Source organism: Corynebacterium sp. ACRQK, from assembly GCF_022345965.1.
Classification (GTDB): domain Bacteria; phylum Actinomycetota; class Actinomycetes; order Mycobacteriales; family Mycobacteriaceae; genus Corynebacterium.
In genome coordinates this window covers 45,190-65,088 of the sequence record NZ_JAKRMU010000007.1, presented here as the reverse complement: position 1 = coordinate 65,088, position 19,899 = coordinate 45,190, and the positions used below count along the sequence as shown (strand labels likewise).

The following is a 19,899-nucleotide window of genomic DNA, read 5'->3' as shown; positions in this document are numbered from 1 at the left end:
CTATCGTGAAGCGCCGGAACCGTGTTTTGGTTCCGTGGCCAGTGGTTGTACATCACACCCCGGCTAACCCCATTCCCCCCGATCAACGCATTTCCAGGCATCTGCCTGCCATTGATTGTTCCCCGGATCGGGGGTATTGGTATTCTTTCTTTGTGACGCCCCCTCGGCCTCACCGGTCTCTATCCACCGCCAGGCTGACCATTGTCCGTCGTAGGAAACTGAAGAGACGTAGTCCACCTTGCCGTCGCCGTCCGTATCGCTGAGGATGCTCATCCCCTGGTCGTCGGCGATGGTGACGGACTCTTCCACGCCACCGCTGCCGTGCCACGAGTTGGCTCGCGTATTGGTCGAATTGGTGCTGTCTGCACCGGCAGCGTTGTGCTGACCGGGGGCTCGATTGGGGTCGTGGGCATTCGGGTCGTGAGAGTTGAGTTCATCCACGTAGTATTCGCGCCCGCCGTACTCGACGGTCAGGCCGCCGAGCCCGTCAGTCAGCCCGCCCACGGTGCCCGGCGCGCCACCGTGTAGCTCGTGCAACTCGTGGCTGCCAATCAGATCTGCCAGAGGGTTCTGCGGAACAGCACCCCCGGCACCGCCTGCCCCATTGATCCCGTCATCTGGAAAGTCGAACATACCCATTTCCATTAGTTCACCCATCAGTTCGCCTCCATCGCCAGGCTGCGGATGCGGGGTGCCACCGGCGGGATCTCCAGCCGGGCGACCACCTCCGTCACCACCGTCGCCCAATGCTGTCGCAAGGCCGCGTCCTCCTTGGCGGCGCGGGCTTTCAGCGCCTCAGAGCGCAGCATGACCAGCCGCGCCCCTACCACTGCCAGGGCCACCACCACTCCGACTATCACGCCGGCCACCGGCCCGGAAAGCCGGCCGACCATAGTTCCCAACCCGAGCCCCGCTGCCAGGCCAGCTGCGGCGGCCAGCACCACACTCGCCCGCGAGCCCACCGCCATAGCAGGCCGGGCTGGGGCCTCCTCCTGTGCTTCCGGAAGTGCGGGGAAGACCACGCCCTGCTCCAGTACCGCCACACGCAATCGCGCCATGAATGCAGCATGCAGATACTCGAACCTGTCGGCACCCCTAGCACCCCTAACTTCCCTAGCACCGCCAGCTCCCCTGACACCAATAGTGCCGCGCGCCTGGTCAGCAGCACCGACGTCTTCCAGCACCTCCTGGGCAATCCGAGTCGCGCTGAGCCGCGTGGCGATGCGCACCCGATCCAGCCGCTCGGCATCCGCCCGGCGCGCCTGACCCTCCCACTCGTTAACATCCACGCCCAGCGCCCGGATCCACCCACACACCTCGTCCACGTCCTCGCACCATACCCAGCCTGGGGTGCGGGCCCATTCAGACGAAGGAGCGTCACTACCAAAGGGCCAGAGCAACACCACGCCCATAGCCTGCGCGACGGCCCGGGCAACCTCGCGATCCTCCGCGGTAGCGTGCCCTACTGCCGCAACAACAACGTCGGGGTGCTGCTCTGGGCCAGCGCCCTCCACTACCTCGAAACGCTCCCCCGCTGTGCTTGAACTTCCCCTACTTTCCATCCGCGTACGCAACTGTGCGGCACACTCTGCAACCGCATGCGCATCCGGGCCAATGACCGAAATGGTCTTCAACATCTTTGTTAGGTCCCCCACTTGGCTTAAGACATTCCGCAGGCCATCTGCAAGAATGGTCTGGATGAATAATTCCGATAACACGCCAGGCAGCCTTCCCCCAGGCCGCCCACTACAGACAGAGTTTAACGACGGTCGCGACTATCCGCGACTAGGGAACTTTAGCTTCCGGCGCGGCACCCTGACCGACAACCAGGAGGCCCTGTGGAACGAACACTGGCCTGAGCTGGGCAAAGTCCTCTCCGACGAGGTTATTAGCCTACCCGAATGGTTCGACCGCGACGCCGAAACAATTGTGGAAATTGGCTCCGGAACGGGCACCTCGACCGCTGCGATGGCGCCGCTGGAGGCGGAAAAGAATATCGTCGCCGTCGAGCTCTACCGCCCCGGGCTGGCCAAGCTTCTGGGCTCCGTGGTGCGCGGAGACATCCACAACGTGCGCATGATCCGCGGCGACGGCGTGGAGGTTCTGCAGCGTATGTTCGCACCCGAGTCGCTGTCCGGCGTGCGCATCTACTTCCCGGACCCGTGGCCCAAGGCCCGCCACCACAAGCGACGCATCGTGCAATCCGGCACGCTGCACCTGATTGCCTCCCGCCTGAAGCCGGGCGGCATTCTGCACATCGCTACCGACCACGCGGACTACGCAGAGTGGATCGACGAGCTGGTGGAGGTCGAAGAGCAGCTGGAATACCTGGGCTGGCCCGAGGACCAGTCGGACATTCCACAGCTGACGGACCGCCAGGTAATCACCAAGTTCGAGGGCAAGGGCCTGGACAAGGAACACATCATCCGCGAGTACCTGTGGCGGAAGAAATAGCTAACACGCCCCGGAAAATTTGCTGTTCGCCCTGGTCGGGTTCGTAGACTAGAGGGAATTCTGGCGTTATAGAAAGGACCACTCACGTTGTTTAGCTCTTGGGGCGATGTCGCCTACCGGTTCCGCCGGCTGATCCCTCTGGTGATCATCGCGGCGATCCTGGTGCTGTATGTCGTCGCCGGGCTGAAACTGGCCGACCGGATGAGCCAGGAGGGGTGGGACGACCCGAACTCGCAGTCCACGAAGGCTGCGCAGATCGAGCAAGAGGTTTTTGGTCGTGACGCCAACGGGGATGTCATCCTGATGGTCACCGGCGATAAGCCGGGGTCTGCAACCTCGGACGAGGTCAAGCAGTCCATAACCCAGCAGATCGAGCAGCTGCGCAAGGATCACCCCGACGAGATCGGGGGCGTGACTAGCTACTTCAACCGCGGTCCGGCGGCCATGGCCAACCCGGACGGCACCGCGGCCTTCGCATCCATCGGGCTGCAGGGCATCGAAGACGATGTGCTGATTAACTTCCGCAAGATCGAGGACGACCTGCGGGCCATCAGCGCCCCGGGCGTAGATGTGAAGATCGCCGGCGCCACGGCGGTTTCGGACTCCCTGGACGAAGGCATGGCCGGCGATATTCACCGTGCCGAGATCTACGCGCTGCCCGCTGTGGGCCTGCTGCTGCTGATCGTTTTCGGCGGTCTGATCGCTGCGTTTATGCCGCTGTTGGTGGGCGGCCTGTCGATCCTGGGATCCATGGGCGTGCTGGCGATCCTGGCTAGCTTCACGCAGATCAACGTGTTCGCGCAGTCCGTGGTCACGCTGCTGGGTCTGGGCCTAGCCATCGACTACGGCCTGTTCATGGTCTCCCGCTTCCGCGAGGAGATGGCGGAGGGCCACGACACCCGCACCGCCGTGCGCAACACCACCGCCACCGCGGGCAAGACCGTGGTCTTCTCTGCGGCGATGGTGGCCGTGGCGCTGTCCGGGTTGTTCATCTTCCCGCAGGCCTTCCTGAAGTCCGTGGCCTTCGGCGCGATCTCCGCGGTGGGTCTGGCCGCGCTGCTGTCCGTGGCTGTGCTGCCGAGTGTCTTCGCAATGCTCGGGCCGAACATCGACAAGTGGTCGTTTAAGAAGAAGCGGACCCGCCGGCGCTCCGAGCAGGTCGAAGGCATTTGGGGCCGCATCCCGGCCTTCGCCATGCGCCACTCGAAGCTGTTTACGGTCGTGATCGTCGGTGGCATGCTGCTGATGGCGGTACCGATTGCGGGCATCAAGCTGGGTGGCATGAACGAGACCTACCTGCCGCCGTCGAACCAAACGCGCGTGAACCAGGAGGAGTTCACCGAGAAGTTCCCGCAGTTCCGCACCGACCCGATCAAGCTGGTCATCGAGGGCGATTCCAAGACCGTGGCTGCGGTCTACAAGGAGGCCAACGCGATTCCGGGACTGACGGCCCCGTTCCAGGTCTCACGCCCCACGAAGGACGACGTGACGGTGCTGTCCACCGGCATTGCCGACCGCGATGACAACGACCGCATTGTCAACGCTCTGGAGGACATCAACGTCGACGGCGCCAGCGTGTACGTCGCCGGCACCCCGGCCCTGGAGGTCGAATCCATCGACGCGCTGTTCGAGAAACTGCCGTGGATGTTGCTGTATATCGTGCTCGTCAGCTTCGTGCTGATGGCCATGATCTTCGGCTCGCTGATCATTCCGGCCAAGGCCGTGATCATGAACATCCTGGGCACCGGCGCAACCCTCGGCCTGCTGACGTTGATCTTCGTCGACGGCCACGGCGCGGACATGTTTAACTTCACCGCCGGGCCGCTGACCTCCCCGGTACTGGTGCTGATCATCGCCATCGTCTTCGGCCTCTCGACCGACTATGAGGTATTCCTGGTCTCCCGCATGGTGGAGGCTCGCGCCCGGGGTGCGTCGACGGATCAGGCGATCCGCTTCGGCACGGCCACCACCGGCAGCATCATCACCGCCGCCGCGCTAATCATGATCGTGGTCTGCGGCGCCTTCGGGTTCTCCTCGATCGTGATGATGAAGTACATCGCCTTCGGCATGGTGATCGCACTACTACTCGACGCCACAATCATCCGCATGCTCCTCGTCCCGTCCGTCATGCACCTGCTGGGCACCGACAACTGGTGGGCGCCAAAGTGGGTCAAGCGCCTGTCGGAGAAGGTTGGGCACAACGAGCAGCTGGAATCCTCGCCGCACGAAGCAGCGCCTGCTGTCCGTTCGTCGCGGGTGACGGTTGCGGAACTTTCTGGTGTGGACGCCATCGCCCCCGTGCCCGCCCAGCGCCCCGGTGAGGCTCCCGCACGTCAGCGGAACCTGCCTTTCGCGGAGCTGATGCGGCGTGTCGAAGAAAGCCGCAGCAGTGCTGGCACTCAGGCCGACGGCGGGGGCGGAGGCGAGCGCTAATGCGTGATTTGTGGCGGCGCACAGAAGTCAGGACTCTGCTCAGTCTGGTGCTGATTGGCATCATCGTCTTCCTCGCCCGGGAGCACCTGCACTTCATTGGCGACGGTTGGCGAGAGTTGGCACACGCCGACAAGCGCTGGATCGGCCTGGCCATCCTCGCGCTCGCAGCCTCCATGGTCGCGCAGGCCGAGGTGATGGTCGTACTGCTGCGCAGCGCCGGGGTGAAAGTGAAGCGCATCAGCGCCAACTCGCTGGGGCTGGCAGCTAATGCCTGGTCCTCGACTTTCCCTGGCGGGCCCGCGTTGTCGGCGGCCATGATCTTCCGCGAGCAGCTCAAGTGGGGCGCCACTGCCGTAATTGCCAGCTGGTACATGCTGCTTTCGGGAGCGCTAGCTGGCGGCGGCATGGCGATCCTGGCCATCGGTGCTGTGTTCTTCCTGGGGCTGACAGTTAAACCGTTGACGTTGGCGATGTCCCTGATCGCCCTTGTTGCACTAGCGATCCTCACCAACTGGGTGGCAAAGAACCGGGACAAGGTGGAGCGCTGGCTAGTCAACCGACTGCGGACTTTCAACGCCCGCCGTGGCAAGCCCGTTGACCGCTTCACCGACAATGTCCGCGGGTTCTCCCGCCAGCTGTCGGCCGTGGAACTGCCACTGACCAAACTGGCCGTAGCGATCGCCGCCAGCCTGGGCAACTGGGTTTTCGAGATCCTCTGCCTGCTGGCCTGTATCTACGCCGTCGGCGCCACCCCGCCCATCGCGGGCGTGGTACTGGCCTTCCTCACCGCCAAACTGGTGGGGCAAGCGCAGGTCACCCCCGGCGGACTGGGGCCGGTGGATGTTGCACTGACCAGTGCCCTGGTCGGATTCGGCACCCTGACCTCCGTTCAGGCATTCGGAGCCGTCATCGTCTTCCGCATGCTCAGCTTCGTGGGGCTGACGTTGGTGGGATGGATCGTCTTTTTCGCCACCAAGATGGTCAACCCCAAAGGCAATGCTGAGGATGCAGCCGCGGAGACGGGGCGTCAAGAAGAAAAGCAGGAAGAACCCGTAGGCAGGGCACGCTAAGGCTCAACTAGGCACAGTAAGATTAGGGTCATGAGCAACCTCGATAGCACCTCCACGGGAGACGCCCCCGGCACCGCCCAACGATCGCCGGGGGTCGCGCTGTTTCTCGACGTAATCGCCGTCCTGCTGTTTGCGCTGCTGGCGCGCATTGCACACAACACTCCGGAGATGCCGCTGAGCTTCGGCGGCTGGCTGGATACCTCCTGGCCTTTTCTCATCGGTGTGGCGATCGCCTGGGCACTGCTGTGGATCGGCGTGATCCGACCGGGAGGTTCCAAGGGGGCGGGCTTCAGCGGTTTCGAGTTCTCCACCGGTGCGTTGGTCTGGATCGTCAACGTGATCGCCGGGCTGGGGATCTGGGGCGTGCGCCACGGGGAGGTTCCCCATTGGTCTTTCATGATCGTAGCCACCGTGATGAGCGGCCTGTTGCTGTTCGGTTGGCGCGGTGCTTTCCGCCTGGGACAGCTGCGCAGACTTTCTCGCATGAAGCGCATGGGCCGAGTATTCGGTAAGTGAAGTACATTTCAGCTTAATTAACCTGACGTACATCTTCGCGCTACGTCAGGTTCGTTCGCGTTGCTTAAGGTCTTGTAAGCCATCTGCAGTTAGCTGCTGACGAAGACTGACAAACACTGACCAACACTGAGGAGAGATCCCCATGGGCCTTAAGGGGCGCAACCTGCTGAAGAAGATGGACTTCACGTCCAGCCGTTCCCACCGCACCTGCGTGTACAAGTGCGGCGACGCTTGCTCCAAGCCGGTGAACAACAAGTCCGACAACAACTACTTCATGGACCTGATCCAGGGCACCTTCTCGCGCCGCACCGCACTGCGCGCCGGTGGTGCCGCTATGGTCACCGTTGGCGGCGCTTCCTTCCTGGCAGCTTGCAGCGACGACAACGGCGAGGGCAGCAACGCCAAGGGCGGCAACGGCGAGAACAATGGCGGTTCCGGCAACAGTGCAGACGCTCCGGACGGCCTGAAGTTCGAAATGGTCGAGCCGAACACCAAGGACGAGGTTGTTGTTCCGGCCGGCTACAAGTCCGAGGTTGTTATCCGCTGGGGCGACCCGGTCGAGGAAGGCGCCGAGGAGTTCGACGTAGACAACCAGACCGCGGAGCAGGCCGCTAAGCAGTACGGCTTCAACTGCGACTTCGCGGCACTGCTGCCGATCGAGGGCGAGGACAACCGCTTCCTGCTGGTCTCTAACCACGAGTACACCACCCCGCAGCAGATGATCCCGGACTATGACCTGGAGAACCCCTCCAAGGAGCATGTCGACATCGAACTGGCTAACCACGGCATGTCCATTGTCGAGGTTGAGGGCAACGACAAGGATGGCAAGCTTAAGCCCGTCATGGGCAAGTACAACCGCCGCCTGACCGGCAACACCGAGTTCGAGCTGCGTGGCCCGATCGTTGGCCACAAGCTGGTGAAGACCTCTGACGACAAGGAAGGCAAGATCGTCAAGGGCACCTTCAACAACTGCTCCGGTGGCGTTACCCCGTGGGGCACCATCCTCTCCGGTGAGGAGAACGTTGACCAGTACTTCGCTGGTGGCGAGAACGTTAAGGACGAGAAGGTCCGCGAGCGCCTGAGCCGCTACGGCATCGAGGATGCCAAGACCGCTCGTCAGTGGGAGAAGCACTACGACCGCTTCGACGTGACCAAGGAGCCGAACGAGCCGAACCGCTTCAACTACGTGGTTGAGGTGAACCCGTGGGATCCGAAGTCCACCCCGGTGAAGCACACCGCTCTGGGCCGCTTCAAGCACGAGGGCTCCAACATCCACGTCACCAACGACGGCACCGTGGTTGCGTACTCCGGCGACGACTCCCGCTTCGAGTACATCTACAAGTTCGTCTCCTCCCGCAAGATCCGCAGCGGCAACACCGACAAGGATCGCGAAGAGAACATGAAGATCCTGGACGAGGGCACCCTATACGTTGCCACCTTCGAGGGCAACAACAAGGACTTCGACCCGGAGAACCCGCCGAAGGGCGAGGAGTGCGACGGCACCGGCAAGTGGATCAAGCTGGTTACCGTCAAGGAGGACGGTTCCGCAGAGTCCCACGTCGACGGCATGTCCGCGGAAGAGGTCATCATCTACACCCGCGAGGCTGGCGACAAGGTCGGTGCCACCAAGATGGACCGCCCGGAGGACGTCGAGCCGCACCCGACCACCGGCAAGATCTACGCTGCGATGACCAACAACAAGTACCGCGGCGTGCAGGAAGAGGGCAAGGACTACGAAGAGGTCAAGGAGTACGCCCCGGTCAAGGAGAACAAGAACGGCATGGTTCTCGAGATCGAGGACGACTTCACCGGCGAGGAACTGAAGTGGAACCTGCTGCTGGTGTGTGGTGACCCGGACGAGGCCGAGACCTACTTCGGCGGCTTCGACAAGTCCAAGGTCTCCCCGATCTCCTGCCCGGACAACGTCACCTTCGACTCCTTCGGCAACCTGTGGGTCTCCACCGACGGCAACGCCCTGGAGTCCAACGACGGCCTATTCGCTGTCGCCCTGGAAGGCGAGACCCGCGGTCTGACCAAGCAGTTCCTGACTGTCCCGGCTGGCGCCGAGACCTGTGGCCCGCTGGTCTTCGACAAGCGCGTGATCGTCAACGTTCAGCACCCGGGTGAGGACGAAGAGGCCACCGTCAAGACCTCTACCTCCCACTGGCCGGATGGTGGCGACTCCATCGCCCGCCCGGCGACCGTGGTTGCCTGGAAGGACGACTTCGGCACCATCGGCGCTTAAGGTTCAGCGCCTAGCCGAAGCGCAGCCTGCCGTCGCGCCGGACAGCCTGGTCCACGACGAACGCGCGGAACGCCTCGGCGGCGGGAGCCGACCGAGCGCGTGCACTCCAGACCATCCCTAGCTCCCTCTCGCGGTCTTCCTCGAGGGGGAGCATTTCTATGCCCGCGACCACCAGGTTCGGGTCCCCCATCGGCAGCAGGGCCACCCCCAGCCCGGCGCTTACCAGCCCCGCCATCGTGGTCAGCTCCATCGACTCAAACACCAGGCGTGGCCGGAAGCGCGCCGCGGCCGCCAGATCGTCCAACAGCATACGGGTTCCGTACCCCGGCAGCATGGCCACGAAGGGCTCGTCCGCGGCCTCTGCGATGCTAATGCTTGTGCGCCCCGCCCAGCGGTGGTTCGTCGGCACCGCCATTGCCAGCCTTTGGGTGGCCAGCTGCTGCCATCGCACTTCGCCGGCCTCCACCAGCGCATGTGGCTTCGGCCCTACCATCGCTACGTCGGATTCCCCGGCTATCACGCGATCCGTCAGTGGCCGTGCGGCGCCCTGCACCAGCTCGAACCTTACCTGCGGGTGCGCGTTCCTGAACTCCCGCAGCAGCTGCGGCACCATCCACGTGCCCAGTGAGTGCATGAAGTCCACGCGCACGGTTCCCCGCTCTGGATCCATCAGCCGGTGTACTTCGTCGACTCCCCGCTGCCATGCTTCGTCGGCCTCGCGGGCGTGCCTGGCCAGCGCGGCTCCGCATTCGTTCAAGGCGAGGTGCCTGCCGTTGCGGTCGAATAGCTCCGCACCGAGCTCTCTTTCCAGCGCCGATAGCCGCCGGGAGAGCGCCGACTGACTGATCCCCAGGCGCAGCGACGTATCCACCATGTTCTGAGTCTCGGCCAGGTCCAGGAGCCACGTTAGGTCTTTCACACTCTGTATCTTCCTTCTTGCCTTCCTTCTTGCCCTGCTTATCGACGCCCACACTTCAGCATATGCGTTCTCCGGGACACCTAACTCTATTTATTGCATTTAGCGAATTGATACTGGTTGCGTCACACTAGACACATCGATTGTGAACATGAGCCGCTAGAGAACTGCCCAGACTCGCAGGAAGGAGCTTCATCGGTGCCGGACACCCTCGCAGACACTGCAGACACCGCGAACACCGCAGACGTTCGCCCCCTCACCCCGGAGGATAAGGGCTACAAGATGGCACTCATCGCCTCCTTGTGTTCAGGCCTGGCTTCGTACAACGCTCTGTACGCCACCCAAGCTGTCCTCCCGGCGCTGTCGGAAGACTTCGGCATTTCACCCTCGCTGGCCGCGCTGACCGTCTCCGCCACCACGGGCGGCCTGGCTTTCATGGTCATTCCACTCAGCGTGGTTTCCGAGCGCTTCGGCCGCCGCCGCGTGATCCAGGTATCGGTCTTGGTAGCCACTCTCCTTTCCATCGCCTTGGTCGCCCTGCCCTCGATCCAGTCGATCATCGCGCTGCGTCTCCTGCAGGGCTGCGCAGTGGCGGGTGTCCCGGCCGTGACAATGGCCTTCCTTTCCGAGGAGATCGACCGCAGCTACCTTCCCCGCATCATGGGGTTCTATATTGCGGGCAACTCACTGGGCGGCCTCATTGGCAGGCTAATCCCTGGCATCGCCCTGGAGTTCACAGATTGGCGCATTGCCACCCTGCTCAGCGCTCTCTTCGCGTTTTCGATGGCGCTTGTGACCACCTGGGTGCTGCCACAGCAGCGCTTCTTCACCCCGAAGAAGATCACCTTGTCACACGAGGTGGAGGCTTTCGCCAACCACCTGCGCGACCCGATCTTGCTGAAGCTCTTCCTGTTGCCATTCCTTTTGATGGGCAGCTTCGTTTCCATGTACAACTACATGACCTTCCGGCTGATTAATACCTTCGGCCTGCCGGAATCCCTGGCCGCGCTGGTTTTCGTCATCTACCTGTCGGGCACGTGGACCTCCACACGCACGGGCAAGATGGTGAACCGCTATGGCCAGGCGAAGGTCGTGGTCGCCTGCATCGCCATGGCTCTTGCGGGTCTCTTGTTGGCTTTCATCCCGACGGTTCCCACCACGCTGGTGGCAGTACTGATCTTCACCGCTACTTTCTTCCCCGCCCACTCGATCGCCAGCGCGTGGGTCGGCGAGGTCGCTCAACAGGATCGCGCCGAAGCTTCCAGCTTGTACATCTTGAGCTACTACCTGGGCTCCTCCCTCATCGGCTGGGTCTCCGGTTACTTCTTCGCCCACGGTTGGGGCTTGTTTATCGGGTGGTTAATGCTGTTGACTCTCGTCGCCCTCGTCACCGCCTTCGCCGCCATGCGGCGCGATAAGGCCGTTTCTTAATGACGCCCCTAGCTCCAACCCGCACCCTTTCAGCAGGTTCTTAGCTCTTGAGCGGATAACCCTTTCATTCTCAAGTTTACGAGAAAAATTATTAGATCTATCAGATCTTTTTAGATAAAAACCTCCCACTTACCCAAAAGTGTGTTTAAGATCACTTGCATGGGACATACTCGCAAACTACGTTTCGCATCAATCCTCGGCGTGGGATTGTTGGCCACCGCAGGCATGGGCGTCGCAGTTGCCCAGGGCGGCGTGTCGGCTCACCTGGCGCTCTCCGGCACCATCTTCAACATGCATGTCGGGGAGCTGGACGGTAAGGGCTTCGACCTCTTCACCGACGTCGACAAAATGCACAATGGCGACCAGGCGATCTCCCGACTGCGCATCAAGGATGCCAAGGTGACCGACGTCTGTATGACGGCACCAATCAAGATTCCGGGCGTTGGGGATAAGAAGTTCCAAATGACCGTTCCCGGCCAGAACTTCTCCGCAGAGAACATGCTGATCGGCGCCCGCAAGCTAACGGGCGACCTAACTCTGAAGAACCCGCAGATCGGCATTGATGCGGGCAAGGTCGACAAGGACGCACCCGACGGCGGCTGGGGAATCGTTGCCGATTCCCTGTCTGCGAAGGGCCAGGGCATCGAGGCAACCTCTCTGTCGGCTGACAAGATGACCGCTGGCGGCAGCAAGATCGCGATTGTGGATAACGACAATGCCGAGTGCTAACCCCGGCACGGATCCCAACACGAACCCAGAGCTAGATCCGAACTACGACCCCGACCTGGATGACGACCTGCAGTCAAACCTAGAGGCCGATGCCAACCAGGGCACAGAGATACAAGGCACCGCATATCAAGAGGTCGAGGAGCAGGACGTTCCCGCGATAAAGAACACTCGCGGCTTCGGCAACTGGCGCCGCCGTCGCCCTTTTGCAGCGGGACTGTTCATGCTGCTGTCGGGCATCATCATGATCGTCCCGGCATACCTGTCCTTCGAGGTATCGAACATCGTCATACAGGTATCCACGATCTCTGGCGTATCCACACTTCTGATCGGCGCGTTGCTGATCACCTCGGCACTCATGACGTGGTTCAAGCCGGATACTCGCCTACTCACGGGCGTGGCCTCCCTGATCCTCGGCATCGTGGCTCTGCCTATGTCGAATATCGGCGGCTTCGTTCTGGGCACCCTGTGCGCCGTTATCGGCGGAGCCCTGGCGCTGTCGTGGACGGATGAAGAAAGGGCACCTAAAAGCGTCAAAAAGATGGGCAAGAATAAAGGCAAGAAGAGGAAGGTAGATGAGCAAGCAGCGTAAACGCGGCGGCTCCAGCGCTGCGAAGGCCGTCGTCGCAGCGGCGTCGATGTGCGGGCTAGTAGCGGCGCTGGCTGTCGAGTCCACGCCGAGCGCCGAAGCGCAGCTGCAGCTTCCGCCGCCACCGCCGCTTCCTCCACTCCCGGGGCAGGCTCCGGATAACGAGGCGCCAAAGCTTCCACCGCTGCCGGATTTGCCACCACCGCCACCACCGCCCGAGGTGCCGGAGGACCTGCGGATGGACCTCACCCCGCCGGGGCCGATCGAGGGCGAAAAGCCGGTCCAGCAGGGGACGTACATCATCAAGGCAGACAACACGCGCCTGCTTGGGCACGTGAAGATGTCGCTGATTCAACAATCCACCCCGCAAGGCCCGAAGCCGGCGCTGCGCATCGATGCCGACAAGGCCGTTCTGACGAACCTGTCCGTGCAGTTCCCCACGCCGGGAGCAGCCCCGGAAGGTGGCATCTGGCAGCGCACCGGCCCGGGGCAGACCACCACGCTGACCGGGAACTTCCACATCGTAGTGAGCTCCCTGGAGGTCACGCCACGCGTGGCCGGGCTGCCGCTGATCCCGCTGCCCATCGACGCAAACATGGCGCCGAAGGAGCTGCAGGAAGCTGCCAAGAAGATCGGCCTCGGTACGCCAGACGCGCTCTCCAATCACTTGGAGATGACGAATGGCACGATGCACACCTACTTCGTGAAGGCCGACACTCTGAAACTGCCCGCGGGAACCAACATCGGCCTCTAGGCCAACCGATTACATCGGCATGATGGTGTGCTTCTTCGGAGTATCCACCACCTGCTTGTTGCGCAGCTGGCGCATCGCCTGGCGCAGGCGGATTCGGGTCTGGTCCGGGGTGATGACGGAGTCCACGTAGCCACGCTCGGCCGCCACATAGGGGCTGGTCATGTTCGCGTTGTAGAAGTCCATGAACATCTTCTTCGCCGCGGGGCGCTGCTCCTCCGGCATGGCGGCCAGAGCCTTGCCCTGCATCATCACCACGGCGGCCTCCGCGCCCATCACTGCGATCTGCGCCGTCGGCCACACCAGGTTGATGTCCGCGCCCAGGTTCTTCGAGCCCATCACGGCATAGCCACCGCCAAAGGCCTTGCGCACGACCACGGTCACCTTCGGCACCGTCGCCTCCACAGTGGCGAAGCCCAGCTTCGCTCCGCGGTGAATCAGGCCGGCCTTTTCCTGCTCCACACCAGGCATGTACCCGGGTGTATCCACGACCCAGACGAGGGGGACATTGTAGGCGTCACAAATACGGATAAAACGCGCGGCCTTATCCGCAGCCTCGGCGTCCAGGCAACCGGCCAGCTCCATCGGCTGGTTGGCCACCACGCCCACCGCATGGCCGTCGATGCGGGCGAAGGCGGTGACGACGTTGGAGCCGTAATCGCCCTGCACCTCCAGCACGTTGTCGTCGTCGAAGATGCGGGTGAGCACCTCCATGATGTCGTAGCCCGCGTTCGGATCGTCCGGGATGATGTCGTTCAGTTCGAAGTCTCGCTCGGTGAGCTCGTCGTTAGGCGCCCAGAACTCCGGGGTCTCGTCGAAGGAGCTGGAAGGCAGGAAGTCCAGCAGGTCCTTGACGTAGTTGAAAGCGTCTTCCTCGCTGGTTGCGACGTAGGAGACGTTGCCGTTGCGGGCTTGCTGACGCGCCCCACCGAGCTCTTCCATCGAAATTTTCTCGCCCGTCACCGATTCGATGACCGCCGGGCCCGTCACGAACATCTGCGTGCGGCCTTCGACTGCCACTACAAAGTCGGTGGTCACAGGCGCATAGACGGCGCCACCGGCGGACGGGCCGAGCAGGATGGAGATCTGCGGGGACTGGCCACTCAGCGGCAGTTGACGGCGGGAGATCTCGGAGTACATCGCCAGGGACATCACGGCATCCTGAATGCGGGCGCCGCCGGAATCGTTAATGCCGATGACCGGGCAGCCGATGCGGATGGCCATGTCCATGACCTCGCAGACCTTCTTGCCGAAGGTCTCGCCCACCGAGCCGCCGTACACCGTCTTATCGTGGGCGTACACCGCCACGGTGCGACCGCCCACCCGGCCGTAGCCGGTGACCACGCCGTCGCCGTAGGGGGCATCCTCCTCGCCGGGGGTGCGTCCCAGCGCGCCAATCTCCACGAACGTGCCCTCGTCCAGCAGCGCATCGATGCGCTGGCGGGGCGTGGTCAGCCCGGCCTCATCGCGCCTGGCCTTGGCCTTCTCGGAGCCCGGGTCCTGCGCCTGTTCCAACCTCCGGTGCAGCTCCGCCAGCTTCTCGGCGGTAGCGCCGGTGGCTTCGGTGCCGTTAGCGGCGGTTGCTCCCTCATCGGCAACAGTCACAGTGAAAGTCCCTTCGTATTCGACAAACCCCTTCTACTAAGGGGCTATCTATTTAGTCGCCGTGCGCGTTTCAGCTAAACGCCGTCCGCAATGTGCTTGGCGATCACACGTCCCACTTTAGAGATCTCTGGCTCGTCCACAATAGCCAGGTGGTCGCCGCGTAGCTGGACGATCTCCAGATCCTCGACGATCTCACCCCAGCCACCGTCTGGCGCCACCTCGGCGTAGGCCGGTTCCAGCTCGATCGCGCCGTCGTGCATCCGCTCCGCGCGGAACAGCGTGACGGGTGCCTTCACCTCCGCCCAAGCCCGGAAGTCCAGGGATTCCAGGATGCGGTTATCCACGAAGCTGGCGCGCTGGTGCTCCAGCACGCCCGCGGGCAGGCCCATCCCCTTGGCCTCCGGGGAGGTAAGGAACTGCTGGAACATCTGCATCATCACGCCCTCGCCCTGCTGGTCCAGCAGCTCGTGGGGAACCTCTAGCGGCAGGCCGTAGGTCTTCTGCGCAAACGCCGCGTAACGATCCCAGCGCGCGTGCATTTCTTCCTTCGTATCCGGGGCGGGGTTCTTCGGCTGCACGGTGTCCAGCAGCACGATGCGCTCGACCTCTGCGCTCGGTTCGCCCGCTGCGGCGCGTTTACCCAGCTGGTGGGCAACTTCGTACGCCAGGGCGCCACCGAAGCTCCAGCCTCCCAGCAGAACCGGGCGGCCGTCGGCCAGCTCGATGATCTCCTCCAGGTAAGCCGCCGCGCGGTCCGCGAGTTCGCCTTCCAGGCGCTCCACGCCGTAGACCGGCACGTCGTCCGGCAGGCGGCGCATTAGTGGCGCGTACACCACCGAGGAACCACCAGCAGGGTGGAACAGGAACACCGCAGGCTGAGTGCTGCCTGCAGGGCGCGCCCGCAGCACGCGAATGTTGCCCTCCACTTCGCTTTCGAAGCTGCTGCGTACCTTCTCGCTCAGCGGCTCGAGGGTTTCGGCGGCCAGCACATCCTCGGCGCTGACCTCCGCTCCAGAGCGTTCGGTCAAGCGGTCCGCGATGCCCCGCGCCTGCTCCTCGTCGATGCTCGGCAGCTGGCTCGTTACGCCCTGGGCTGCCTTGCCGGTGACCTTTGCCCAGGTGGCGAACACCAGGCGCTCGCTCGCATCTCGCGGTGCCACGCCGCCCCCGGTCGCGGTGTAGTCGGTCGCTGCGCCGTCTTCGTTTGCGCTGTCTTCTTCACCAGTGTCTTGTTTAGTGACGCCACCTTCTCCCCCGGCAGCGACCTCAGCACTGTCGGCACCATCAGCGTCGGCAGCGCTTGCGTGACGCTCCGCGATCATCTGCTCCACGAGCGCGATCACGTCGTCCACCGAGCCATCGCGGAGTGCCTGGACCTGCAGCGGCGGCAGGTCGAAATCATACTCCACGCGGTTCTTGATGCGCATGCCCATCAGGGAATCCAGGCCCAGGTCGATCAGGGGCAGCTCGCCCGGCAGATCCTCGATGTCATAACCCATGGATTCGGAGACGATGGCGCGCAGGCGGTCTCCGGCGGACTCACCGGAGTTCGGATCCCAGCGGTCAGCAGACTCGTCTACTTCGGGCAGCGCGTTGCCCGCGCTCTCCTTTGTGGAAGTGTCAGCGGCGGAGGCGTTCGGCGCCCCGCTGATCTTCGCGGAAGCAGAGGCCGAGGCGGCGTCAGTACCCTTAGCGCCCAGAGCCCCAACCACGCCACCGAGAGTAGCGACGAAAGCCTCCGCGACCAGCGGCATCGACTGTGCACCGGGCGCATCGGCGGCGTAGACGGACAGGGACCAGCCGCCGAGGGAACCGGCGGCGATGGTCGTCAGCTGGCCCGCCGTCGGCAGCGGGGCGTGGTCGCGGGTGGCGGCCACCGTGGCACCGTCGGCCAGCACCTCCGCCGCAGCTTCGGCCAGCAGCTCGATGCTCGGCACATCCTCGGCCGGCACGCTGAAGACAACGCGACCGTCGGGCAGATCCACGCGCGTGCCCGGCAGGTCCACGGCAGGGCCGGAAGACGGGCGAGCGCTCGTCCAGTGGCGCTGCAGGTTCCACTGCGTGCCCGGCACCTTCGGCAGGCTCGCGCGGGAGCCACCTGCCAGAGCCTTCAGGTTCAGATCCGCGCCCTGCACGTACAGCTCCGCGAGGGTGGACAGTAGGGTCTGGGAAACCGGCTCCTTGCGCTTAAGCAGGAACATCAGCTTGGAATCGCTGGCGTTGTGCGCGAAGGAGTTGTTCATCAGCGGCATCAGAGCTACCGGGTTCGGGGAGAACTCGATGAAGGTCCGGTAGCCATCGTCGAACTGCTTGCCCGTCGCCTCGGAGAACCAGACGGGCTGGCGGGTGCAGCGCAGGAAGTACTCGGCATCGTGGACGACCTCGCCCGGCTGGTACACGCGGCCACGGTCCACGGTGGAGTACAGCGGGGTGTGGATCGACTGCGGATCCAGGTCGCTGATCTCGTAGTGGAGCTCGCCCAGGATCGGATCCAGCATCGAGGTGTGGCCCGCGCCCTTGACCTTCAGCAGGCGGGCGAACTTGCCCTCCCCCTCGAGGTACTCCACCAGCTTCTGCACTGGCTCGGCGGGGCCGCCGACGGTGGTCATGCCCGGCGCGGCGTACACGGCGGGCTCCACCTGGGCGTATTCGGGGTGCTCGGAGGTGAAGGTCGCGAGCTCCTCCACGCCGAACTCGACCACAGCCATGGCGCCCTGTTTGTCCTCTGGCAGCAGGCGCTCGCCCTCGCCCATCAGGCGGGCGCGGTGGCAGGCGGTGCGCACGGCCTCCTCAGCGGTGATACCCCCCACGGCGTAGGCCGCCGCAATCTCGCCCATGGACTGGCCGACGACGGCGGCGGGCTTGGCACCCAGGGCGCGCACGAGGTCGTTCAGTGCAATTTGCACGCAGGTGATACCCACCTGGGCGCGCTCCGTGTCGTAGTTCTGCTCGTCGTCCAGCACCATCTCGACGAAAGACCAGCCGGATTCCGCCAGCACGACCTGGTCCAGCTCGTCCAGGCGGGCGGCGAAGAAATCGGAGAGCTCGTAGAGATCCTTGGCCATCTTGCGGTGCTGGGAGCCGAAGCCCGAGAAGACCCACACCGGACCATTTACCGAGGGCGAGTCGGCAGTCTTCACCGTCGCGCCCTGCTTGCCGGCGGCGATGCGCTGCAACCCGGCGATGGCTTCGTCGAAGGTGGCGGCGGAAACCACGCCGCGGGAACGGCCGTGGTTGTGGCCAGCCAGCGCCAGGGCTACGCCGCGTAGCTGGTCGGCTTCATCGCCTGCCTTGGTGAAGGATTCCTTGTTCTGCTCCAGGTACGCGGCCAGTGCTTCCGCGGCCTGGCGACGGCGGGAAGGCAGCAGCCCGCTGACGGGCAGCAGCACGCGCGGGGCCTCGCCCGCGGAATCCTCACGGTCCAGGCCGATGGGGGCAGCGGAGTTTGCGCCGGCCGCCCCAACGCCCGCCGCGGCCTCTTCTTCCAGATTCGGCGCCGCGATGACCACGTGCGCGTTCGTGCCGCCGAAGCCGAAGCCGGACACACCGGCGATGGCGCGCCCGGAGTACTCCGGCCACTCGCGCGGATCCTCCACGACCTCCAGGTGTTCGCGGTCGAAATCGATGTACGGGTTCGGGCCGCTGTAGTTCAGGCTCGGCGGCAGCACGCCCTCGCGCATTGCCAGCACGACCTTCATCACGCCCGCGACGCCCGCGGCGGCCTCGGTGTGGCCAAAGTTCGTCTTCGCACTACCCAGCAGCAGCGGCTCGGCCACGTCGCGTTGGCGCCCCAGGACAGTCCCCAGGGCAGTGGCTTCGATCGGGTCGCCCAGGATGGTGCCGGTGCCGTGCGCCTCCACGTAGTCCACGGCCTGCGGATCGATCCGCGCGTCGGCGTAGGCGCTGCGCAACACGTCCACCTGCGCATCCGGGTTCGGGGCGGTCAGGCCGTTCGAACGGCCATCGGAGTTCACCGCCGAGCCCTTGATCACGGCCAGCACGTTGTCGCCGTCGCGGCGCGCATCCTCCAGGCGCTTCAACACAACCACGCCCGCGCCGTCGGAACGCACGATGCCGTCGGCATCATCGCTGAAGGCACGAATGCCGCCCGTCGGGCTGAGCACGCCGAGCTCGGAAAACGCCACGGTTGCAAAGGGGCTGCACAGGAGGTTGACGCCACCCGCCACAGCGACCTCAGAATCACCATCACGCAGGGAGCGCACCGCCTGGTGAATTGCCACCAGCGACGAAGAGCAGGCCGTATCCATCGCCACGGATGGGCCGCGGAAGTCGAAAGCATAGGAAACGCGGTTGGCGATGATGGAGCTGGAGTTACCAATCAGCGCATAGGGGTGCGCCTCCGCCGGGTCGGCGGAGATTAACATGCCGTAGTCGTTATTGGTGTTGCCCATGAACACGCCGACGTGCTTGCCGCGCAGCTGATTGGCGGGAATGTGCGCGTCCTCCAGTGCCTCCCACGTCAGCTGCAGGATAATGCGCTGCTGAGGGTCCATGTTCGCGGCCTCCAGCGGGGAGAGACCGAAGAACTCCGCGTCGAAGGAGGCGATGTCCTCGATGTAGCCGCCCGTCAGCTGAGCCTGCTCCATGCGGCGGGTCATCTCCGGGTCGCGGGAGTACTCCGACCAACGGCCCGCGGGCAGCTCGCCCACGCCGGAGCGGTAGTTGGAAAACAGCTCCCACATCTCATCCGCACTGTCTGCCCCGGGGTAGCGCCCCGCCATGCCGACCACAGCGATGTCGCGCTGGCCCAGTGGAAGCGGGCCACCTGCGCTGGCCGCCGCGTCGGCGGAGGTGGTGGCGTCACTACCAAAAACAGCGCCGGAACCACGACCCTGCATCAGGTGCTCGGCCAGGGCGGCAATGGTGTTGAACTCGTAGGCAATCGTCGCGTCGAGTGTGGTGCCAAGCAGGCGCTCCAGGTCGCCGGAAAGGACTACGACGTCGCGGGAAGACAGGCCGAAGTCCTGCATCGAGCGTTCGTCGGAGATCTCCGTGGCATCCAAACCGGTGGTGTTCGCCACCCAGGTGCGTAACCACTCCCGCATCTGCTGAATCGTGGCGGGGCGGGATTGCTGGTCAGCTGTGGGGGCGCCCTGCTGGTTGTCTGCCATGGAAGGTCGCGTTTCCTTTCGTGCCGGGATG

Annotated in this window: 14 protein-coding genes; 9 read left to right on the top strand and 5 right to left on the bottom strand. The window is 64.0% G+C overall.

The annotated features are described in order from the left end of the window. Nucleotides 1-63 precede the first annotated feature (63 nt). Complete coding sequence (locus MHX63_RS08585; RefSeq protein ID WP_239388148.1) at nt 64-657, bottom strand: DUF6802 family protein; 594 nt, start codon at nt 655-657, stop codon at nt 64-66. Continuing rightward, on the bottom strand, nt 657-1,637 hold the full coding sequence (locus MHX63_RS08580) for a hypothetical protein (RefSeq protein WP_239388147.1): 981 nt from the start codon (nt 1,635-1,637) through the stop codon (nt 657-659). The genes MHX63_RS08585 and MHX63_RS08580 overlap by 1 nt, the downstream gene beginning before the upstream one ends. Nucleotides 1,638-1,689: 52 nt before the next feature. On the opposite strand from MHX63_RS08580, the gene trmB reads away from it, so the two are divergent. From trmB to MHX63_RS08555, 5 genes are all read left to right on the top strand, one after another. Next, on the top strand, nt 1,690-2,454 hold the full coding sequence (trmB, locus tag MHX63_RS08575) for a tRNA (guanosine(46)-N7)-methyltransferase TrmB (protein ID WP_239388146.1): 765 nt from the start codon (nt 1,690-1,692) through the stop codon (nt 2,452-2,454). A gap of 87 nt (nt 2,455-2,541) precedes the next feature. Beyond that, the gene (locus MHX63_RS08570; RefSeq protein ID WP_239388145.1) at nt 2,542-4,887 is read left to right on the top strand and encodes an MMPL family transporter; all 2,346 of its coding nucleotides are present in this window, start codon (nt 2,542-2,544) and stop codon (nt 4,885-4,887) included. Continuing rightward, a complete protein-coding gene (locus MHX63_RS08565) occupies nt 4,887-5,957 on the top strand; it encodes a YbhN family protein (RefSeq protein WP_239388144.1) in 1,071 nt (356 codons plus the stop codon). The genes MHX63_RS08570 and MHX63_RS08565 overlap by 1 nt, the downstream gene beginning before the upstream one ends. 30 nt (nt 5,958-5,987) lie before the next feature. Further along, the gene (locus MHX63_RS08560) at nt 5,988-6,473 is read left to right on the top strand and encodes a DUF3054 domain-containing protein (RefSeq protein ID WP_239388143.1); all 486 of its coding nucleotides are present in this window, start codon (nt 5,988-5,990) and stop codon (nt 6,471-6,473) included. 142 nt (nt 6,474-6,615) lie between these two features. Next, nucleotides 6,616-8,718: a PhoX family phosphatase gene (locus tag MHX63_RS08555; protein ID WP_239388142.1), complete on the top strand. Its 2,103-nt coding sequence runs from the start codon at nt 6,616-6,618 to the stop codon at nt 8,716-8,718. Nucleotides 8,719-8,728: 10 nt separating this feature from the next. Here the strand turns inward: MHX63_RS08555 and MHX63_RS08550 are convergent, their stop codons facing one another. Continuing rightward, nucleotides 8,729-9,637, bottom strand: a complete 909-nt coding sequence (locus tag MHX63_RS08550; protein WP_239388141.1) for a LysR family transcriptional regulator — start codon at nt 9,635-9,637, stop codon at nt 8,729-8,731. Nucleotides 9,638-9,832: 195 nt separating this feature from the next. Between MHX63_RS08550 and MHX63_RS08545 the strand changes: the two genes are divergently transcribed. The 4 genes from MHX63_RS08545 to MHX63_RS08530 all read left to right on the top strand — a co-directional run bounded on the left by MHX63_RS08545 (nt 9,833) and on the right by MHX63_RS08530 (nt 13,134). Then, nucleotides 9,833-11,065 carry an MFS transporter gene (locus MHX63_RS08545; protein WP_239388140.1) on the top strand — a complete coding sequence of 411 codons (1,233 nt, stop codon included), beginning with the start codon at nt 9,833-9,835 and terminating at the stop codon, nt 11,063-11,065. 159 nt (nt 11,066-11,224) lie between these two features. Next, complete coding sequence (locus MHX63_RS08540; protein ID WP_239388139.1) at nt 11,225-11,794, top strand: DUF6230 family protein; 570 nt, start codon at nt 11,225-11,227, stop codon at nt 11,792-11,794. Next, on the top strand, nt 11,781-12,383 hold the full coding sequence (locus tag MHX63_RS08535) for a DUF6114 domain-containing protein (RefSeq protein WP_239388138.1): 603 nt from the start codon (nt 11,781-11,783) through the stop codon (nt 12,381-12,383). Before MHX63_RS08540 ends, MHX63_RS08535 begins: the two co-directional genes overlap by 14 nt. Further along, complete coding sequence (locus MHX63_RS08530; protein ID WP_239388137.1) at nt 12,367-13,134, top strand: hypothetical protein; 768 nt, start codon at nt 12,367-12,369, stop codon at nt 13,132-13,134. Before MHX63_RS08535 ends, MHX63_RS08530 begins: the two co-directional genes overlap by 17 nt. A 9-nt stretch (nt 13,135-13,143) precedes the next feature. On the opposite strand, the gene MHX63_RS08525 is transcribed toward MHX63_RS08530, so the two are convergent. Both MHX63_RS08525 and pks13 read right to left on the bottom strand, forming a co-directional pair. Then, entirely contained in the window at nt 13,144-14,736 is a 1,593-nt protein-coding gene (locus MHX63_RS08525) for an acyl-CoA carboxylase subunit beta (RefSeq protein ID WP_239388136.1), read from the bottom strand. 74 nt (nt 14,737-14,810) lie between these two features. Beyond that, complete coding sequence (pks13, locus tag MHX63_RS08520) at nt 14,811-19,868, bottom strand: polyketide synthase Pks13 (RefSeq protein ID WP_239388135.1); 5,058 nt, start codon at nt 19,866-19,868, stop codon at nt 14,811-14,813. Nucleotides 19,869-19,899 lie beyond the last annotated feature (31 nt).